Source organism: Modestobacter sp. NPDC049651 (genome assembly GCF_040659695.1).
In the GTDB taxonomy this organism is placed as follows: domain Bacteria; phylum Actinomycetota; class Actinomycetes; order Mycobacteriales; family Geodermatophilaceae; genus Modestobacter.
On sequence record NZ_JBFAOG010000023.1, the window covers coordinates 25,507 to 42,054 of the forward strand.

Annotated in this window: 13 protein-coding genes; 9 read left to right on the plus strand and 4 right to left on the minus strand. The window is 75.7% G+C overall.

Going from position 1 to position 16,548, the window contains the following annotated elements:
- Positions 1-15: 15 nt before the first annotated feature.
- Entirely contained in the window at positions 16-363 is a 348-nt protein-coding gene (locus AB0J00_RS20885) for an oxidoreductase (RefSeq protein ID WP_357748712.1), read from the minus strand.
- 173 nt (positions 364-536) lie between these two features.
- Here AB0J00_RS20885 and lpdA point away from each other — a divergent pair, with 173 nt between their 5' ends.
- From lpdA to AB0J00_RS20900, 3 genes are all read left to right on the plus strand, one after another.
- Positions 537-1,916 (plus strand): dihydrolipoyl dehydrogenase, encoded by a 1,380-nt coding sequence (gene lpdA / locus AB0J00_RS20890; RefSeq protein WP_357748714.1) that lies wholly within the window; start codon positions 537-539, stop codon positions 1,914-1,916.
- A 44-nt stretch (positions 1,917-1,960) separates the two neighbouring features.
- Positions 1,961-3,841: a 2-oxoglutarate dehydrogenase, E2 component, dihydrolipoamide succinyltransferase gene (gene sucB, locus AB0J00_RS20895; protein WP_357748716.1), complete on the plus strand. Its 1,881-nt coding sequence runs from the start codon at positions 1,961-1,963 to the stop codon at positions 3,839-3,841.
- A 105-nt stretch (positions 3,842-3,946) separates the two neighbouring features.
- Positions 3,947-4,852 (plus strand): TIGR01777 family oxidoreductase, encoded by a 906-nt coding sequence (locus AB0J00_RS20900; protein WP_357748719.1) that lies wholly within the window; start codon positions 3,947-3,949, stop codon positions 4,850-4,852.
- A 6-nt stretch (positions 4,853-4,858) separates the two neighbouring features.
- On the opposite strand, the gene AB0J00_RS20905 is transcribed toward AB0J00_RS20900, so the two are convergent.
- Positions 4,859-6,532 (minus strand): serine/threonine-protein kinase, encoded by a 1,674-nt coding sequence (locus AB0J00_RS20905; protein ID WP_357748721.1) that lies wholly within the window; start codon positions 6,530-6,532, stop codon positions 4,859-4,861.
- Positions 6,533-6,697: 165 nt separating this feature from the next.
- On the opposite strand from AB0J00_RS20905, the gene AB0J00_RS20910 reads away from it, so the two are divergent.
- From AB0J00_RS20910 to AB0J00_RS20925, 4 genes are read left to right on the plus strand one after another with little or no spacing between them, the layout of a single operon-like run.
- Positions 6,698-7,945: an NAD(P)/FAD-dependent oxidoreductase gene (locus AB0J00_RS20910; RefSeq protein ID WP_357748724.1), complete on the plus strand. Its 1,248-nt coding sequence runs from the start codon at positions 6,698-6,700 to the stop codon at positions 7,943-7,945.
- 32 nt (positions 7,946-7,977) lie between these two features.
- Complete coding sequence (locus tag AB0J00_RS20915) at positions 7,978-8,682, plus strand: peptidase E (protein ID WP_357748727.1); 705 nt, start codon at positions 7,978-7,980, stop codon at positions 8,680-8,682.
- 10 nt (positions 8,683-8,692) lie between these two features.
- Positions 8,693-9,334 (plus strand): lipoyl(octanoyl) transferase LipB, encoded by a 642-nt coding sequence (lipB, locus tag AB0J00_RS20920; RefSeq protein WP_357748729.1) that lies wholly within the window; start codon positions 8,693-8,695, stop codon positions 9,332-9,334.
- Positions 9,335-9,336: 2 nt separating this feature from the next.
- Complete coding sequence (locus tag AB0J00_RS20925; RefSeq protein ID WP_357748732.1) at positions 9,337-9,714, plus strand: PPOX class F420-dependent oxidoreductase; 378 nt, start codon at positions 9,337-9,339, stop codon at positions 9,712-9,714.
- Between the two features lie 109 nt (positions 9,715-9,823).
- Here the strand turns inward: AB0J00_RS20925 and leuS are convergent, their stop codons facing one another.
- Positions 9,824-12,754, minus strand: a complete 2,931-nt coding sequence (gene leuS / locus AB0J00_RS20930) for a leucine--tRNA ligase (protein ID WP_357748734.1) — start codon at positions 12,752-12,754, stop codon at positions 9,824-9,826.
- Between the two features lie 224 nt (positions 12,755-12,978).
- On the opposite strand from leuS, the gene AB0J00_RS20935 reads away from it, so the two are divergent.
- Complete coding sequence (locus tag AB0J00_RS20935; RefSeq protein WP_357748736.1) at positions 12,979-14,067, plus strand: CDP-glycerol glycerophosphotransferase family protein; 1,089 nt, start codon at positions 12,979-12,981, stop codon at positions 14,065-14,067.
- A 31-nt stretch (positions 14,068-14,098) separates the two neighbouring features.
- Here the strand turns inward: AB0J00_RS20935 and AB0J00_RS20940 are convergent, their stop codons facing one another.
- A complete protein-coding gene (locus AB0J00_RS20940; protein ID WP_357748739.1) occupies positions 14,099-15,028 on the minus strand; it encodes an LLM class F420-dependent oxidoreductase in 930 nt (309 codons plus the stop codon).
- Between the two features lie 118 nt (positions 15,029-15,146).
- Here AB0J00_RS20940 and AB0J00_RS20945 point away from each other — a divergent pair, with 118 nt between their 5' ends.
- Positions 15,147-16,529: a hypothetical protein gene (locus AB0J00_RS20945; protein ID WP_357748741.1), complete on the plus strand. Its 1,383-nt coding sequence runs from the start codon at positions 15,147-15,149 to the stop codon at positions 16,527-16,529.
- The last annotated feature ends 19 nt before the right edge of the window (positions 16,530-16,548 follow it).

The window sequence follows — 16,548 nt, forward strand, 5'->3', positions numbered from 1 at the left end:
CGGCAGCGCCCCCGCCTACAGGCGGTTGGTGCGCTGCCGGGCGCTCCAGTCCCGCATCCGCTGCGGGTAGCCGGTCACCTGCGCGTCGTAGACCGGGATGCCCAGCTCCTTGGACAGCCGGCGCCCCACCTCGGGGCCGGCGATGCGGCGGCGGGTCCACTCGCCGTCCGCGGCGACCAGCAGGATCGTCGTCTCGGTGACCGTCGTCCGCGGTTCCACGTAGCCCTCGACCCCGCGCCGGGTGGCGACGAACTGCTCCAGGTGGGTGAGGTCGGCGCCCTGCGACGCCCGGTCCAGGGTGCCGCGCCGGCCACCTGCCGGACGCCCCGCCCCGCGACCGCGCAACCGGTCGAACAACCCCATGACCCGCTCCCGTCGGCACGGCCGCGGACTGCTCCGCGACGCTCTGACCCACTGCAACGGAGCATCCGGACGCGCCGTTCCCCCGAGTGGCAGGATGGGGCGGCGCACGACCACCGCGCCCGTGACGACCGCCAGCTGGCGGCGTCCCGGCAGAACCGCACCGAGGAGCAGTTGTGAGCGCACCCACCTCCCCCGCCGACCTGGTCATCCTCGGTGGTGGCTCGGGTGGCTACGCCGCGGCGCTGCGCGCGGCCGAGCTCGGCATGTCCGTCGTCCTCATCGAGAAGGACAAGGTCGGCGGCACCTGCCTGCACCGCGGCTGCATCCCGACCAAGGCGCTGCTGCACGCCGGCGAGGTCGCCGACGCGGCCCGCGACGGCGAGCAGTTCGGCGTCAAGACCACGCTGGCCGGCATCGACATGGACGGGGTCAACGCCTACAAGGACGGCGTGATCTCGAAGAACTTCAAGGGCCTGCAGGGGCTCATCAAGAGCCGCGGGATCACCACGGTCCAGGGTGAGGGCCGGCTGGTCTCCCCGACCGCCGTGTCCGTCAACGGCGAGACCTACGAGGGCCGCCACGTCCTGCTCGCGACCGGCTCGTACTCCCGCTCGCTGCCGGGCCTGGAGATCGACGGCACGAAGATCATCACCAGCGAGCACGCGCTGAACCTGGACCGGGTGCCCGCCTCGGCGATCATCCTGGGCGGCGGCGTCATCGGCTGCGAGTTCGCCAGCGCCTGGAAGAGCTTCGGCGTCGACGTCACCATCGTCGAGGCGCTGCCCCACCTGGTGCCGCTGGAGGACGAGTCGTCGTCCAAGCTGCTCGAGCGCGCCTTCCGCCGCCGCAAGATCGACTTCTCCCTCGGCACCCGCTTCCAGCAGGCCGAGACCACCGCCGACGGCGTCAAGGTGACGCTGGAGAACGGCAAGGTCTACGAGGCCGAGCTGCTGCTCGTCGCCGTCGGCCGCGGCCCGGTCAGCCAGGGTCTGGGCTACGAGGAGGCCGGGGTCGCCATGGACCGCGGGTTCGTCCTGGTCGACGAGTACATGCAGACCAACGTGCCGACCATCTCCGCCGTCGGCGACCTGGCGCCCACCCTGCAGCTGGCCCACGTCGGCTTCGCCGAGGGCATCCTCGTGGCCGAGCGGCTGGCCGGGCTGCCGGTCGTGCCCGTCGACTACGCCGGCGTCCCGCGCGTCACCTACTCCGAGCCGGAGGTCGCCTCCGTCGGGCTCACCGAGGCGCAGGCCAAGGAGCGGTACGGCGAGGTCCAGACCGCCACCTACGACCTGGCCGGCAACGGCCGGGCCGCGATCCTGAAGACGGCGGGCGCGGTGAAGCTGGTGCGCCAGAAGGACGGCCCCGTCGTGGGTGTCCACATGGTCGGCGCCCGGGTCGGCGAGTTCATCTCCGAGGCCCAGCTGATCTACAACTGGGAGGCCCTGCCCGACGAGGTCGCCCAGCTGATCCACCCGCACCCGACGATCAGCGAGGCGCTCGGCGAGGCCGCGCTCATGCTCGCCGGCAAGCCGCTGCACAACCACGGCTGACCCGGACCCACCACCACCCCCTGACCTGAGGAGAACTGCCGGCGATGCCGACGTCCGTCACCATGCCTGCCCTCGGCGAGAGCGTCACCGAGGGCACGGTCACCCGCTGGCTGAAGCAGGAGGGGGACACCGTCGAGGTCGACGAGCCCCTCCTCGAGGTCTCCACCGACAAGGTCGACACGGAGATCCCGTCGCCCGCCGCGGGCGTCCTCACCAAGATCCTGGTGGCCGAGGACGAGACCGTGGACGTCGGCGCCGAGCTCGCCCTCATCGGTGGGGACGGCGACGGTGCGGCTGCCGCGCCGGCGGCGCCGGCCGAGCAGGCCCCCGCCGAGGAGCCCGCCCCCGCCGAGGAGCCGGCCCCCGCCCCCGCCGAGGAGGCCGCGCCCGCGCAGGCCGCCGCCCCGTCCGGCGACTCCGGTCAGGGTGGCTCGGGCTCCGGCGAGGGCACCACGGTGACCATGCCGGCGCTCGGCGAGAGCGTCACCGAGGGCACCGTCACCCGTTGGCTCAAGGCCGTCGGTGACGAGGTCACCGCCGACGAGCCGCTGCTCGAGGTCTCCACCGACAAGGTCGACACCGAGATCCCCGCCCCGGTCTCCGGGACGCTGCTGTCGATCGCCGTCCAGGAGGACGAGACCGTCGACGTCGGTGCGGCCCTCGCCGTCATCGGCGCGGCCGGTGGTGCCGCCTCCGGCGGTGCCCCGGCGGTGGCGCCGTCCACCTCGGTGAACCCCTCGGTGCCGGCCCAGCCCGAGCCGCAGCAGGCCCCTCCGGCGCAGCCCGCTCCTCCGCAGCCCGCCGCCCCCGCGCAGCAGTCCGGTGCCCAGGCGCAGGTCACCCCCACCAGGGCGGAGACCTCCTCGGCCACGCCGGGTGCCGACTACGGCTCCAGCGGCGCGCTGCCCACGCAGTCGCCGACCGACCAGCCCTCCCCCGCGCAGGCGGTGGGCCAGCCGCCGGCGGCCGCCCCGGCACCGGTCGGCGCGGCTGCCTACGTGACCCCGCTGGTGCGCCGGCTCGCCGCCGAGCACGGCGTCGACCTCGCGCAGGTCGAGGGCACCGGCGTCGGTGGCCGGATCCGCAAGCAGGACGTGCTCGCCGCTGCCGAGGCCGCCCAGGCACCGGCCGCTCCGGCGGCCGCTGCCGCCCCGGCCGCGAGCCGCACGCCGTCCCCGGCGGCGACCCCGGACACCTCGCTGCGCGGGCGCACCGAGAAGCTCTCCCGGCTGCGCACGGTCATCGCCAAGCGGATGCTGGAGTCGCTGCAGGTCAGCGCCCAGCTGACCACCGTGGTCGAGGTGGACGTCACCAAGATCGCGCGGCTGCGCGACCGGGTGAAGAACGACTTCGCCGCCCGCGAGGGCGTCAAGCTGTCGTTCCTGCCCTTCTTCGCGAAGGCCGCCGTCGAGGCGCTCAAGGCCCACCCGGTCGTGAACTCCTCGATCGACCTCGAGGCCGGCACGGTCACCTACCACGACGCCGAGAACCTGGGCATCGCGGTCGACACCGAGCGCGGGCTGCTGGTGCCGGTGATCAAGGACGCGGGCGACCTCAACATCCCGGGCCTGGCGCGCAAGATCGGCGACCTGGCCGAGCGGACCCGCACCAACAAGGTCACCCCGGACGAGCTGGGCGGCGGCACGTTCACGCTGACCAACACCGGCAGCCGCGGCGCCCTGTTCGACACCCCGATCATCAACCAGCCGCAGGTCGCGATCCTCGGCCTCGGCTCGGTCGTGAAGCGCCCGGTCGTCGTCAAGGACCCGGAGCTCGGCGAGGTCGTCGCGGTGCGGTCGATGGTCTACCTCGCGCTGAGCTATGACCACCGGATCGTCGACGGTGCCGACGCCGCGCGCTTCCTCGTCACGCTGAAGGAGCGTCTCGAGGGCGGCCAGTTCGAGGGTGACCTCGGGCTCGCCTGAACCACGTGACCCGGTGAGGGGCCCCGGCTTCGGCCGGGGCCCCTCGTCGTCTCCCGACTGCCCACCCGTCTCCCCCACCCACCCCACCACCCCTCGGAGCACTCGATGAAGGTCGCCGTCACCGGCTCGTCCGGGCTGATCGGGTCGGCGCTGGTGCCAGCGCTGCAGGCGGACGGGCACGAGGTGCTGCGGTTGGTCCGCCGGACCCCGCGCACCGCCGACGAGCACCGCTGGGACCCCGCGCACCGCCGGGTCGACCCGGCGCTGCTGGCCGACGTCGACGCGGTGGTCAACCTGGCCGGGGTCGGGCTGGGCGACCGGAGGTGGACCCGCCGGTACCAGCAGGAGATCCTGGCCAGCCGGGTCGACAGCACCGCGACCATCAGCCAGGGGCTGGCCGACGCCGCGGCCGCCGACCCCGACCGGCCGCGGGTGCTGCTGTCCGGGTCGGCGGTGGGCTGGTACGGCGACACCGGCGAGCGGCCGGTGGACGAGCGGGACCCGTCCGGCGCCGGGTTCCTCGCCGAGGTCTGCCGGCAGTGGGAGGGGGCGACCGCCCCGGCCCGGGACGCCGGGGTGCGGGTCACCCTGCTGCGCACCGGGCTCGTGCTGGCCCGGGGCGGGCTGATGTCCCGGATCCGGCCGCTGTTCCAGGCGGGCCTGGGTGGCCGGCTCGGCACGGGGCGGCAGTACTGGCCGTGGATCAGCCTGACCGACGAGGTCGACGCGATCCGCTTCCTGCTCACCGCGGGGCTGTCCGGGCCGGTCGACCTGACCGGGCCCGCGCCGGTGACGAACGCCGAGTTCACCGCCGTCCTCGCCCGGCTCGTGCACCGGCCGGCGGTGCTGCCGGTGCCGGCGCCCGCGCTGCGCCTGGTGCTCGGGGGCTTCGCCGACGAGGGCGTGCTGGCCGGTCAGCGGGCGCTGCCCACCGCGCTGACCGCCGCGGGCTTCCGGCACACCCACGCCGACCTCGAGTCGGCGCTGCGGGCGGCGCTGGCCCGCGGCTGAGCCCGCTCACCCGATGCGGACGGCGTCGGCGATCCGCCAGCCGTCCGGCGTGCGGGTGAGCACCATCCGCACCGCGGCCTCCCCGCGGCCGGCCACCGCTTCCTCGGTGGCCCTGTCCGCGGCGCCCACCCGGTACCCGGGGACGTCGTCGACCAGGTCGACCGCGACCGAGTCCGCGCCCTGCGGGGTGACACCGGTGACCCGGCGGACCTGGGGCGCGAACCCGGTCAGCACCCGGCCGGCGTCGGCGAGAGCCGTCACCTGCGCCCGGTCACGGTCCCCCAGCGCGCTGCCCGGGGCGTAGACCCCGGCCAGCGGCGCGGGGTCGCCGTTGGTGAACGCCAGCGCCCGCCGGTCGTACAGCCGCCCGAGCAGCGCGGCCCAGCCCGCTGCGTCGACCGGATCGGCGGCGGGACCGGTCGGCGGCGCGGCCGGGCCCGGCGGCGCGGTGCTCGGCGGGACGCTGCTCGGCGGCGGGGTGCTGGCCGGCTCGCTGCCCGGCGGCGCGGTGCTCGGCGGGACGCTGCTGGGCACGGCGGCTCCCGGCGGAGCGGCCGCCCCAGGGCTCGCGGTCCGGGAGTCGGCCGCCGGGACCGGGCCCGCACCGCCACCCCACCGGGTGCCCAGCCAGACCGCGCCGACCAACCCCAGCGCGACCAGGGCCACGGCCAGCGTGCCGGCGACCAGCCGCCGGCCGGAGACCGTGCGCAAGCCGGGTCCGGCGGAGCGGCGGGCCGCGAGAGCGCCGCGGAGCCGGGCGAGACGGCCCTGGGTCCCCGGCGCGGCGTGCTGGGCCGCGGGCCGGCGCCCGGGCACCTGGTGGGTCAGCTCGGTGCGCGGGCCGTGACCGGTCAACCCGAGCACCGCGTCGGGCACGCCCGCGGTGGGCAGCCGCACGGGTTCGGGCCGGCAGGCGTGCCGCACGTCGAGCGCGAACGCCGCCGCCGACCCCCGCTCGTGCGGATCGGGCGCCAGGCCCCGGCGGACCACCGCCACCAGCTCCGCGGGCGCCTCGGGGGCCAGCAGCGCCAGGTCGGGCAGCTCACCGCCCGCAGCGACCTCGAGTGTCGCGGCCGGACCCGCGGCGTTCCACGGCGCGACACCGGTGAGCGCGTGGAAGGCGGCCGCGGCGACCCCGAACACGTCGGACGCCGGGCCGGGAGCGCCGCCGCGGGCCACCACCGGGTCGACGTAGGGCGGCGTGACCTCGGCCCGGGCGGCGTCGCCGACCAGCCGGGCCGTGCCCAGGTCGGTCAGCACCGGCCGCCCGTCGGCGGTGAACACGACGTTTCCCGGGGACAGGTCGCCGTGCACGACCCCCCGCTCGTGCGCGTGCGCCAGCGCGGCGGCGACCGGTGCCACGGTGGTGACCACCTCCCCCGGTCGCAGCCGCCCGCGACGGGCGAGCAGCGACGCGAGGCTGCCCCCGCCGAGCAGGTCGAGCACCAGCGCCACCTCCGCCGGGCCGCCGCGCACCTCCCGGCGCACCACCCGGTGCAGCCGCACGAGGTGCGGGTGGTCGAGCTCGGCCAGCAGGGCGGCCTCACGCTCCTGCCGCTCGGGGTCGCCGCGCACCAGCACCTTCACCGCCACCGGCGCACCGCCGCTGCGGGGCCGGGCGCGCCACACCTGCCCGGACCCGCCGCGGCCGAGCAGCTCTTCCAGGACGTACCCGGGCACGACCGGAGCGGGTTCCGGTCCCCGGGTCGGGTCAGGTGTCGAGAGCACGGGCGCACGGTAGGGCCGGGGCGCCGACCGCCGCTCGCGCCGTCCACAGGCAGCAGCGCCGTCCCCAGCCCGGGCGGCCGACGGGCCGGTGCGCCGGCCGGCCCCTAGGTTCGGGGCATGCCACTGCCCACCCGTGCCGAGGTCGTCGTGGTCGGAGCGGGCCTCGCCGGCCTGTCAGCGGCGGTGCGCCTGGAGGCGGCCGGCCGGGACGTGCACCTGGTCGAGGCGGGCGGGCACGCCGGCGGGCGCCTGGCCACCAGCCGGCTCGACGGCTTCCTGGTCGACCGCGGCTTCCAGGTGCTCAACACCGGCTACCCGCGGGTCGCCGCGGACCTCGACCTGGCGGCCCTGGACCTGGGCTGGTTCTGGACCGGCGCCACGCTGCGCGTCGACGGGCGGGCGCACCACGTCGGCGACCCGCGCCGGCACCCGGCGCTGGCCGCCGGCAGCCTGCGGGCGCCGATCGGCTCGCCCGTCCGCAAGGCGGCCATCGCCGCCTTCTCCCTGCGCGCCGGCTACACCCCCGTCGACCGGCTCCTGCGGGCGCGGGAGCGCACCGCGCAAGAGGCGCTGCGGGCCGCCGGGGTGGGTGAGGAGGCGCTCGAACGGCTGTTCCGGCCGTTCCTCTCGGGGGTGCTGCTGGAGGACCGGCTGGAGACGTCGAGCCGGTACCTCGACCTGGTGTGGCGGAGCTTCGTCCGCGGCCGGATCGGCCTGCCCGCCGCTGGCATGCAGGCGGTGGGCGGGCAACTGGCCGCCCGGCTCGGCGCCGGGCGGGTGCACCTGCACACGCCGGTCACCGCGGTCGAGGGCACGACGGTCCGCACGGAGCAGGGCACGGTGCGGGCCGACGCCGTCGTCGTGGCCACCGACCCGGCGACCGCGACCACGCTGCTGCCGGGTGCGGTCTCCGCCGACGCCCCACGGCAGGTGACCACCCACCTGCACGTGCTGCCCTCCTCGCCGTGGCCGCACCCGCTGGTCGTGCTGGGCGAGCCGGGCGGCCGGCTGGTCAACAGCGTCGTGGTCACCGACGCCCAGCCGGCCTACAGCCCCGACCACCGGGCGCTCGTCGCGAGCTCCAGCCTGGCGCCGACGACGGAGGCGGAGGTGCGGGAGGAGGTCGCCCGGGCGCACGGGGTGGCCACCACCGAACTGGCGCACCTGACCAGCGTCACGGTGCCCGGCGCCCAGCCGGCCGCCGTTCCCCCGCTGCAGCACCGCCGGCCGGTCGACCTCGGCGACGGGGTGTTCGTCTGCGGCGACCACCGCGACACCCCGTCCATCCAGGGGGCGATGGCCAGCGGAGCCCGCACCGCGCGCGCGGTGCTGCGGCGGCTGGCCGGCACGGGCGGCACCGGGTGACCGCCGCCGCGCCGACGATCGTCGCGACCAGCATGAGCGCCACCGTCGCCGAGGGCGGCCGGGCACGGCCCGCACCGGTCATCGACCTGGCGCTGGAGCTGGCCGGGTCCCCGGCCCGGCCGCGGGTGTGCCACCTGGCCACCGCCACCGGCGACGACCCGGCGTGGATCGCCCGCTTCTACGCGGCCTTCGCCGGCAGCGACGTCCGGGCGTCGCACGTCGCGCTGTTCCCCATGCCCAGCGTGCCAGACCTGCGCGCCCACCTGCTCGCCCAGGACGTCGTCTGGGTCGGCGGCGGCAGCGTGGCGAACCTGCTCGCGGTCTGGCGGGTCCACGGCCTGGACGAGGTGTTCCGGGAGGCGTGGCAGGCCGGGGTGGTGCTGGCCGGGTCGTCGGCAGGGTCGATCTGCTGGCACGTCGGCGGCACCACCGACTCGTTCGGCCCCGAGCTGCGCCCGGTGACGGACGGGCTGGGGCTGCTGCCGTTCTCCAACGGCGTCCACCACGACAGCGAGGAGCGGCGCCGTCCGCTGTACCGGCGCCTCGTCGCCGACGGCACCCTGCCGGCGGGCCACGCCACCGACGACGGCGTGGGGCTGGTCTACCGGGGCACCGAGCTGGTCGAGGCGGTGGCCGACCGGCCCGGCGCAGCCGCCCACCGGGTCGCCCGGGGTGCCGACGGGCAGGCGGTCGAGACGCGGCTGGAGCCCCGGCGCCTGCCCTACCGGCAGGCATAGGCTCGGGGCCGTGAGCGAGCTGAAGGTCATCCGGGCAGGTCTGGTCCCCTACGAGGAGGCCTGGGCGTGGCAGCGGGAGCTGCTCGAGGCGCGGGCCGGCGGCACCGGGCCGGACACCCTGCTGCTGCTGGAGCACCCGCCGGTCTACACCGCCGGCAAGCGCACCGAGCCGCAGGACCGGCCGTTCGACGGCACCCCGGTCGTCGACGTCGACCGCGGCGGCAAGATCACCTGGCACGGGCCGGGCCAGCTGGTCGGCTACCCGATCGTCGCGCTGCCCGACCCGGTCGACGTCGTCGCCTACGTCCGGCGGCTCGAGCGCGCGCTGATGGCCGTGTGCGCCGGGGTCGGCCTGGCCACCGAGCAGGTCGAGGGCCGCAGCGGCGTGTGGGTGCGCGCCGACGAGCGCGGCCCCGACCGCAAGGTCGCCGCGATCGGCATCCGGGTCGCCCGGGGCGTGACCATGCACGGCTTCGCGCTCAACTGCGACCCCGACCTGGCGCCGTTCCGCAACATGGTGCCGTGCGGCATCCCGGACGCCGGCGCCACGTCGCTCACCGCCGAACTCGGCCGCGACGTGACCGTCGCCGAGATGCTCGACCCGGTGGAGCAGGCGGTCCGCGAGGCGGTCAGCAGCGCCGTCCCGGCCTGACCGTGGCCGCCCTGCCGGCCAGCCGGTACGTCAGCCTGACGACGTTCCGCCGCACCGGCGAGCCGGTCGCCACCCCGGTGTGGGCCGCGCCCGACGGCGACGCGCTGGTGGTCTGGACCCGCGCCGACTCCGGCAAGGTGAAGCGGCTGCGGCACACCGCCCGGGTGACCGTCGCACCGTGCGACGTCCGCGGCCGGGTCGAGGGGCCGGCGGTCGACGCCACCGCGGAGCTCCTCGCCCCCGCCGACTGGCCGGCCGCGGTGCGGGTGCTGGCGCGCCGGTACCGCTGGCAGTGGGCGCTCAGCTACGGGACCGGCCGGCTGGTGGGGCTGCTCCGCCGCCGGGAGCGCCGGGCTTTCGTCCGCATCACCCCGACCTGACCGTTCCCTGCACCAACAGCTGTCCCCCTGCACCAACGGCTGTCCCCCTGCACCAACGCGCGTGCAGGGGGACAGCCGTTGATCAGGTCACCTGATCACCGCTGAGGACTCAGCCGACGACGAAGTTGACCAGCCGGCCGGGCACCGCGATGACCCGGCGCACGGTCTTCCCCTCGAGCTGCGCGGCGACCTTCTCGTCGGCCCGGGCCGCGGCCTCCAGCGCGGCGGCGTCCGCGTCGGCCGGCACCGAGACCTGCGACCGCACCTTGCCGTTGACCTGCACCGCGACCTGGACGCTCTCGTCGACCAGCCACTGCGGGTCGGCAACCGGGAACGGCGCCCAGGCCAGCGACTCCGCATGCCCCAGCCGCGACCACATCTCCTCCGCGACGTGCGGGGCCAGCGGCGCCAGCAGCAGCACCAGCGGCTCGGCCACCGACCGCGGCACCGTCGTCCCCGGCGGGTAGGCGGTGGTCAGGTGGTTGGTCAGCTCGGTGATCCGGGCGATGGCGATGTTGAACCGCAGGGTGGTCATGCCGTCGCGGACGGCTTCCACGGCGCGGTTCAGTGCCCGGGAGGTCCCGGCGTCCGGCTCGCCGTCGCCGGCGCGCACCACCCCGGTCTCCTCGTCGACGACGACCCGCCAGATCCGCTGCAGCAGCCGCTGCGAGCCGACCGCGGCCTTGGTCTCCCACGGCCGCGACTGGTCCAGCGGCCCGGTCGACATCTCGTAGACCCGGAACGTGTCGGCGCCGAACATGGCGACCATCTCGTCCGGCGTCACCACGTTCTTCAGGCTCTTGCCCATCTTCCCGTACTCGCGGTCGACGGGGGCGCCCTCGTACGTGTACCTGCCGTCGGCCTCCACGACCTCCGCGGCGGGCACGTAGAAGCCACGCTCGTCGGTGTAGGCGTAGGCGGAGATGTAGCCCTGGTTGACCAGCCGGCGGAACGGCTCCTCGCTGGTCACGTAGCCCAGGTCGAACAGCACCTTGTGCCAGAACCGGGCGTACAGCAGGTGCAGCACGGCGTGCTCGACACCGCCGACGTAGAGGTCCACCCCGCCGACGTCGCCGGGCTCGCGCGGGCCCAGCCAGTACCGCTCCAGCTCCGGGTCGACGAAGCGCTCGGCGTTCGTCGGGTCGGCGTAGCGCAGGTAGTACCAGCACGACCCCGCCCAGTTGGGCATCGTGTTGGTCTCCCGGCGGTACCGCTTCGGCCCGTCGCCCAGGTCCAGCGTCACCGTCGTCCACTCGCTGGCGCGGGACAGCGGCGGCTCCGGCTTGGAGTCGGCGTCGTCGATCTCGAACGTCTTCGGCGAGTAGTCGTCGACGTCGGGCAGCAGCACCGGCAGCAGCGACTCCGGGACGGCGACCGGCAGGTCGTCCTCGTCGTACAGGATCGGGAACGGCTCGCCCCAGTACCGCTGCCGGCTGAACAGCCAGTCGCGCAGCTTGTAGGTGGTCGTCGCCTCGCCGTGCCCGTTCGCGACCAGCCACTCCGTGACCTTCGCGATCGCCGCGGCCTTGTCCAGCCCATCCAGCGACAGCTGCTCGTTGGCGCTGTTGATCATCGGGCCGGTGCCGGTGTAGGCACCCGACGCCTCGTCGAAGCCGGCCGGCGGCTGCACGGTGCGCACGACCGGCAGCCCGAACACCTGCGCGAACTCCCAGTCGCGCTGGTCCTCACCGGGCACCGCCATGATCGCGCCGGTGCCGTAGCCGGTGAGCACGTAGTCGGCGATGAACACCGGCAGCTCGCGGCCGGTCAGCGGGTTGACCGCCGAGACGCCCAGCCAGACGCCGGTCTTGTCCCGGCCCTCGGTCTGCCGCTCCAGCTCCGAGCGGCGCGAGGCCTGCAGCTGGTAGGCGGCGACCGCCTCGGCCGGGGTGGCCGCGCCGGCGGTCCACCGCGGGTCGGCGTCCTCCGGCCAGGACCCCGCGGTCAGCGCCTCGACCAGCGGGTGCTCGGGGGCCAGCACCAGGTAGGTGGCGCCGAACAGGGTGTCCGGCCGGGTGGTGAACACCTCGACCGTCTCCGCGACCTCGGATCCCAGGGCTTCGCCCCCACCCACCCTGAACGCGATCCGCGCACCGGTCGAGCGGCCGATCCAGTTGCGCTGCATCTGCTTCAGCGAGTCCGACCAGTCCAGCCGGTCCAGGTCCTCGATCAGCCGCTCGGCGTAGGCGGTGATCCGCATCATCCACTGGGTCAGCGGACGGCGGAACACCGGGAAGTTGCCCCGCTCGGAGCGCCCGTCCGGGGTGACCTCCTCGTTGGAGAGGACGGTGCCCAGCCCCGGGCACCAGTTGACCGGGGCCTCGTGCCGGTAGGCCAGCCGGTGCGCGTCGACCACCCGGCGGCGCTCGACCTCGGACAGCTCGGCCCAGGTGCGGCCCTCGGGCAGCGTGCCCGGCGCCGGCTCGCGGGTGCCGGCGTCCAGCTCGGCGACCAGCTCCGCGATCGGGCGGGCCCGGCCCGTGCCGCCGTCCGCCTCGGGGTCGAACCAGGCCTCGAAGATCTGCCGGAAGATCCACTGGGTCCACTTGTAGTAGCCCGGGTCGATCGTGGCGAAGGTGCGGCGGCGGTCGTGGTCGACGCCCAGCCGACGCAGCTGCGCGCTGATCGCGGCGATGTTGGCCTCGGTGGTGATCCGCGGGTGCTGACCGGTCTGCACCGCGAACTGCTCGGCCGGCAGCCCGAACGCGTCGTACCCCATCGGGTGCAGCACGTTGCGGCCGTCCATCCGCAGGAAGCGGCTGGTCACGTCGGTGCCCAGGTAGCCCAGCGGGTGGCCGACGTGCAGGCCGGCACCCGAGGGGTACGGGAACATGTCCATCACGAAGGCCTTGGGGCGGTCGGCGACCCGGTCGAAGCCGTCGCTGAGCGGGCCCACCGGGTTGGGCGTGTGGAAGGTGCCCTCGGCGTCCCAGCGGTCCTGCCAGGCGAGCTCGATCTGCTGCGCCAGCGCCGGGGTGTACCGGTGCGGCGGCACCCCGTCGGCGGTGGGGTCGGTGCTCTGGCTGGCCGTCTGGCTCATGGTCGGTGCTCCCGGGTGCTGGTATCCGCGGCGGACATGAAAAGACCCCTCACGCAGGAGGGGTCGCCGTGCTGAGCTGGAGGATCAGGTCAGCACGGCCGGAGAAGCAGGAGTCCGCCGGTCACGCCCGCAGTTTACCGCGCCGACCGCCCGCGGTTGCTGCCCGTTCCGGTGCAGGGGATACCGTCCGCCACTGCCGAGCCACCAAGGAGAGCGACCTGACCGTGCACTCCCACCGCAAGGTGGTCTGGAACAGCTTCGCAGGCCGCTACAACGACAACCCGCGGGCGCTGTTCGAGGCGCTCCGGCCCCGCGCGGACGAGTTCGACCACGTCTGGCTGGCCCGGCCCGACCGGCTCGGCGACTTCCCCGCCGACGTCCGCACCGTCCCCTACACGGGCGCGTCACCGGAGGTCCGGGCCGAGCTGGAGTCGGCCGACGTCATCGTGTCCAACGACGGCATCTCCTGGGAGTGGGACAAGTCGCCGACGACCACGTACCTGCAGACCTGGCACGGCACCCCGCTCAAGCGCCTGCACCGCGATGCGGTCTGGACGCCGGAGGGCCGGATGCCGCTGGTGCTGCGTGACATCCCCCGGTGGGACCACCTGCTGTCCCCGGGCCCGGCTGCCACGCCGCTGTTCCGCAGCGCCTTCGGCTACCAGGGCCCGGTGCACGAGACCGGGTACCCGCGCAACGACGTGCTGAGCTCGCCGACCGGTGCGCGCCGGCGGTCCGACGTCCGCGCCGCCCTGGGGCTCGCGCACGACGCCGTGGCCGTGCTGTGGGCACCGACCTGGCGCGACGACCTCGTGCTCGACCCCGACCGCCCCGATCTCGACCTGCCCGTCGCCCCGGCGGCCCTCGCCGAGGCGATGGGCCCGGACCACGTCCTCCTGGTCCGGCTGCACGCGATGGTCGCCGACCGGTTGGTGCTGCCCGCCGGGGCGCCGGTCCGGGACGTCTCCCGGCACCCGGACATCAGCGACCTCTACCTGGCCGCCGACGTGCTGGTCACCGACTACTCGTCGGCGATGTTCGACTTCGCGGTCACCGGCAAGCCCCTGGTGCACTTCACCTACGACCTCGCCCACTACCGGGACGACGTCCGCGGTCTCTACTTCGACCTGGCGGGGATCGCGCCGGGTCCCCTGCGGACGACGGCCGAGGAGGTGGTCGCCGCCGTCGCGGCGCTCCCCCACCGCGACTCGGAGGAGGTGGCCCGCTACCGGCGCTTCCAGGACACCTTCTGCGTGCTGGAGGACGGGCACGCGAGCGACCGGGTGCTGGCCCGGTTCTTCCCGCCGGGCTGACCCCGCCGCCGGGGCGGGGCCGGCCCGGGTGTCAGGACAGCTGCGGGGCGACCTCGGCCGCGACCAGGTCCAGGTGGTCCAGGTCGGCCAGGTCCAGCACCTGGAGGTAGACCCGGCCGGCGCCCGCCTCGGCGTACCGGCCCAGCGTGTCGACCGCCTCGGCGGGGCTGCCGGCCACGCCGTTCGCCCGCAGCTCGTCGGCGTCCCGGCCGATGGCGGCGGCCCGGCGGGCGACCTCGGCGTCGTCCTTGCCGACGCACAGCACCAGCGCGGAGCTGTAGACCAGCTCGCCAGGGTCGCGGCCGGCCTCGTGGCAGGCGGCGCGCACGCCCTCGAACAGCCGCGCGTTCTCGGCGGCCGGCTGGAACGGCACGTTGAACTCCGCGGCGTAGCGGGCGGCCAGCCGCGGGGTCCGCTTCTTGCCGCCACCCCCGATGATCACCGGGATGCCACCCTCCTGCACCGGCTTGGGCAGCGCCGGGGAGCCGCTGACCTGGTAGTGCCGGCCGGCGAAGTCGAAGGTCTCGCCGAGCGGGGTGCCCCACAGCCCGGTGATGACCGCGAGCTGCTCCTCGTAGCGGTCGAACCGCTCGCCCAGCTCGGGGAACGGGATGCCGTAGGCGCTGTGCTCCTCGGCGAACCAGCCCGCGCCGATGCCGAACTCGACCCGGCCGCCGCTCATCTGGTCGACCTGCGCCACCGAGATGGCCAGCGGGCCGGGCAGCCGGAAGGTCCCCGCGGTCACCAGCGTGCCCAGCCGGACGCGGGAGGTCTCCCGGGCCAGGGCCGCCAGCGTCAGCCACGCGTCCGTGGGACCGGGCAGCCCGTCGCCGCCCATGGTCAGGTAGTGGTCGGACCGGAAGAAGGCGTCGAAGCCGGTCTCCTCGGTGCGCCGGGCCACCGCGAGCAGGTCGTCGTAGGTGGCGCCCATCTGGGGTTCGGTGAAGATCCGTAGCTGCACTCGGCGAACGCTAGGGCACCGGGGAGGCGGTCCGCGCATCCAGCGCGCGGTCTCGGGGTGTGCCCCGCAGCGAAGCCGGGCAGGATGATCAGCACGCGATCACTCGGAGGTGCTGCACGTGTCCCGCAAGAAGAGCCCCGGCGAGGTCATCGGCGCCGAGCTGCAGGAGGGCCTGGCCCACCTCGGCACGGCGGCGACGGTGGCCGGTCGGGTCACCGCCGACCAGGTGCGCCCCCAGGTCGAGGCTGCGGCCAAGGTCGCCCAGAAGACCTACGAGAAGGACGTCGCCCCGCGGGTGGAGGCCGCCGTCGCTGCGCTCCAGCCCCAGCTGGAGGCCGCCCGCGAGGTGCTCGTGCCCCGTCTCGAGCAGGCCCGCGAGGCGCTGGCCCCGCAGGTGGCGGCCGCCCAGAAGAACCTGGCGCCCCGGCTGGAGGCCGCGCAGAAGGCCTACGAGAAGGACGTCGTCCCCCGGGTCGAGGCGGCCACCAGGGCGGCTCTGGCCAACCTCGAGACGGCGGTCGCCGCGGCGGCCCCCCGGGTCGAGGCGGCCCGCGCGGCAGCCGGTCCCGCGGCCCAGGCCGCGGCGAAGGCGGCCCGCGCCAACCTGGAGACGGCCGTCGCCGCGGCCGGCCCGGCCCTGGAGGCCGCCCGCGAGGCGGCGACCGCCTACGCCGCGCCCCGCGTCGCCGCGGCGCGCGACGCCGCCGTCCCGGTGCTGGAGACGGCCCGGGAGAACCTGACCACCGGCGTCGGCTCGGCCCGCCAGCAGCTGTCCGCGGGCGCGGCCACGTTCGGTGCGACCGCCGCCCAGCAGTCGGTGGCCGCCCGCGAGGCGGCAGCCGCCCGGGTCGCGGCCGTCGCCGCGGCGACCGAGGCGGGCCGCAAGGCCGCCGGCAAGAAGGCCGAGAAGCTCGGCAAGAAGGCGGACAAGCTGTCGAAGAAGGCAGCCAAGCGCCGGGTCGAGCTGGAGAAGGCGGCCGCCGCGGCCCGCAAGGACGCCGCCAAGCGCGCCGCCGCGGCCGCGACGGCGATCAAGGTCGGCGTCGGCATCGAGCCGCCGAAGAAGCGCCGCCGCTGGCCGTGGGTGCTCGCCGCCCTGGCCGCCGCCGTCGCCGGGGTGGCGGTCGTCGCCCGGCGGCGCGCCCCGCAGGACCAGTGGACGCCGGCACCGGCCGGCGACGGGCCCGTGCCCGGTTACCGAGAGGACCCCTCGCCCATGTCCGACAAGACCCCCGCCGGCGGCAGCGAGACGCCGGAGGCGCAGGGCAAGACCCTCTCCGACGCCATGGTGGCGCCGTCCGACTCCTCCCCCACCGACACCGACATCGGTGCCCTGGAGGCCCAGCCGGCCTCGGAGCCGGGCGAGCCGAGCAACCAGTCGGCACCGGAGCCGTCCAGCAGCACCTACAACGACCCCGACACCCCGGTGGCCACGGCGGGCGACGAGCGCGCCGAGGACGAGGGCGGGCCGGCGGGCCGCACGCAGGACCCGCGTTCCTGAGCAGAGCAGTCCCGAGGGG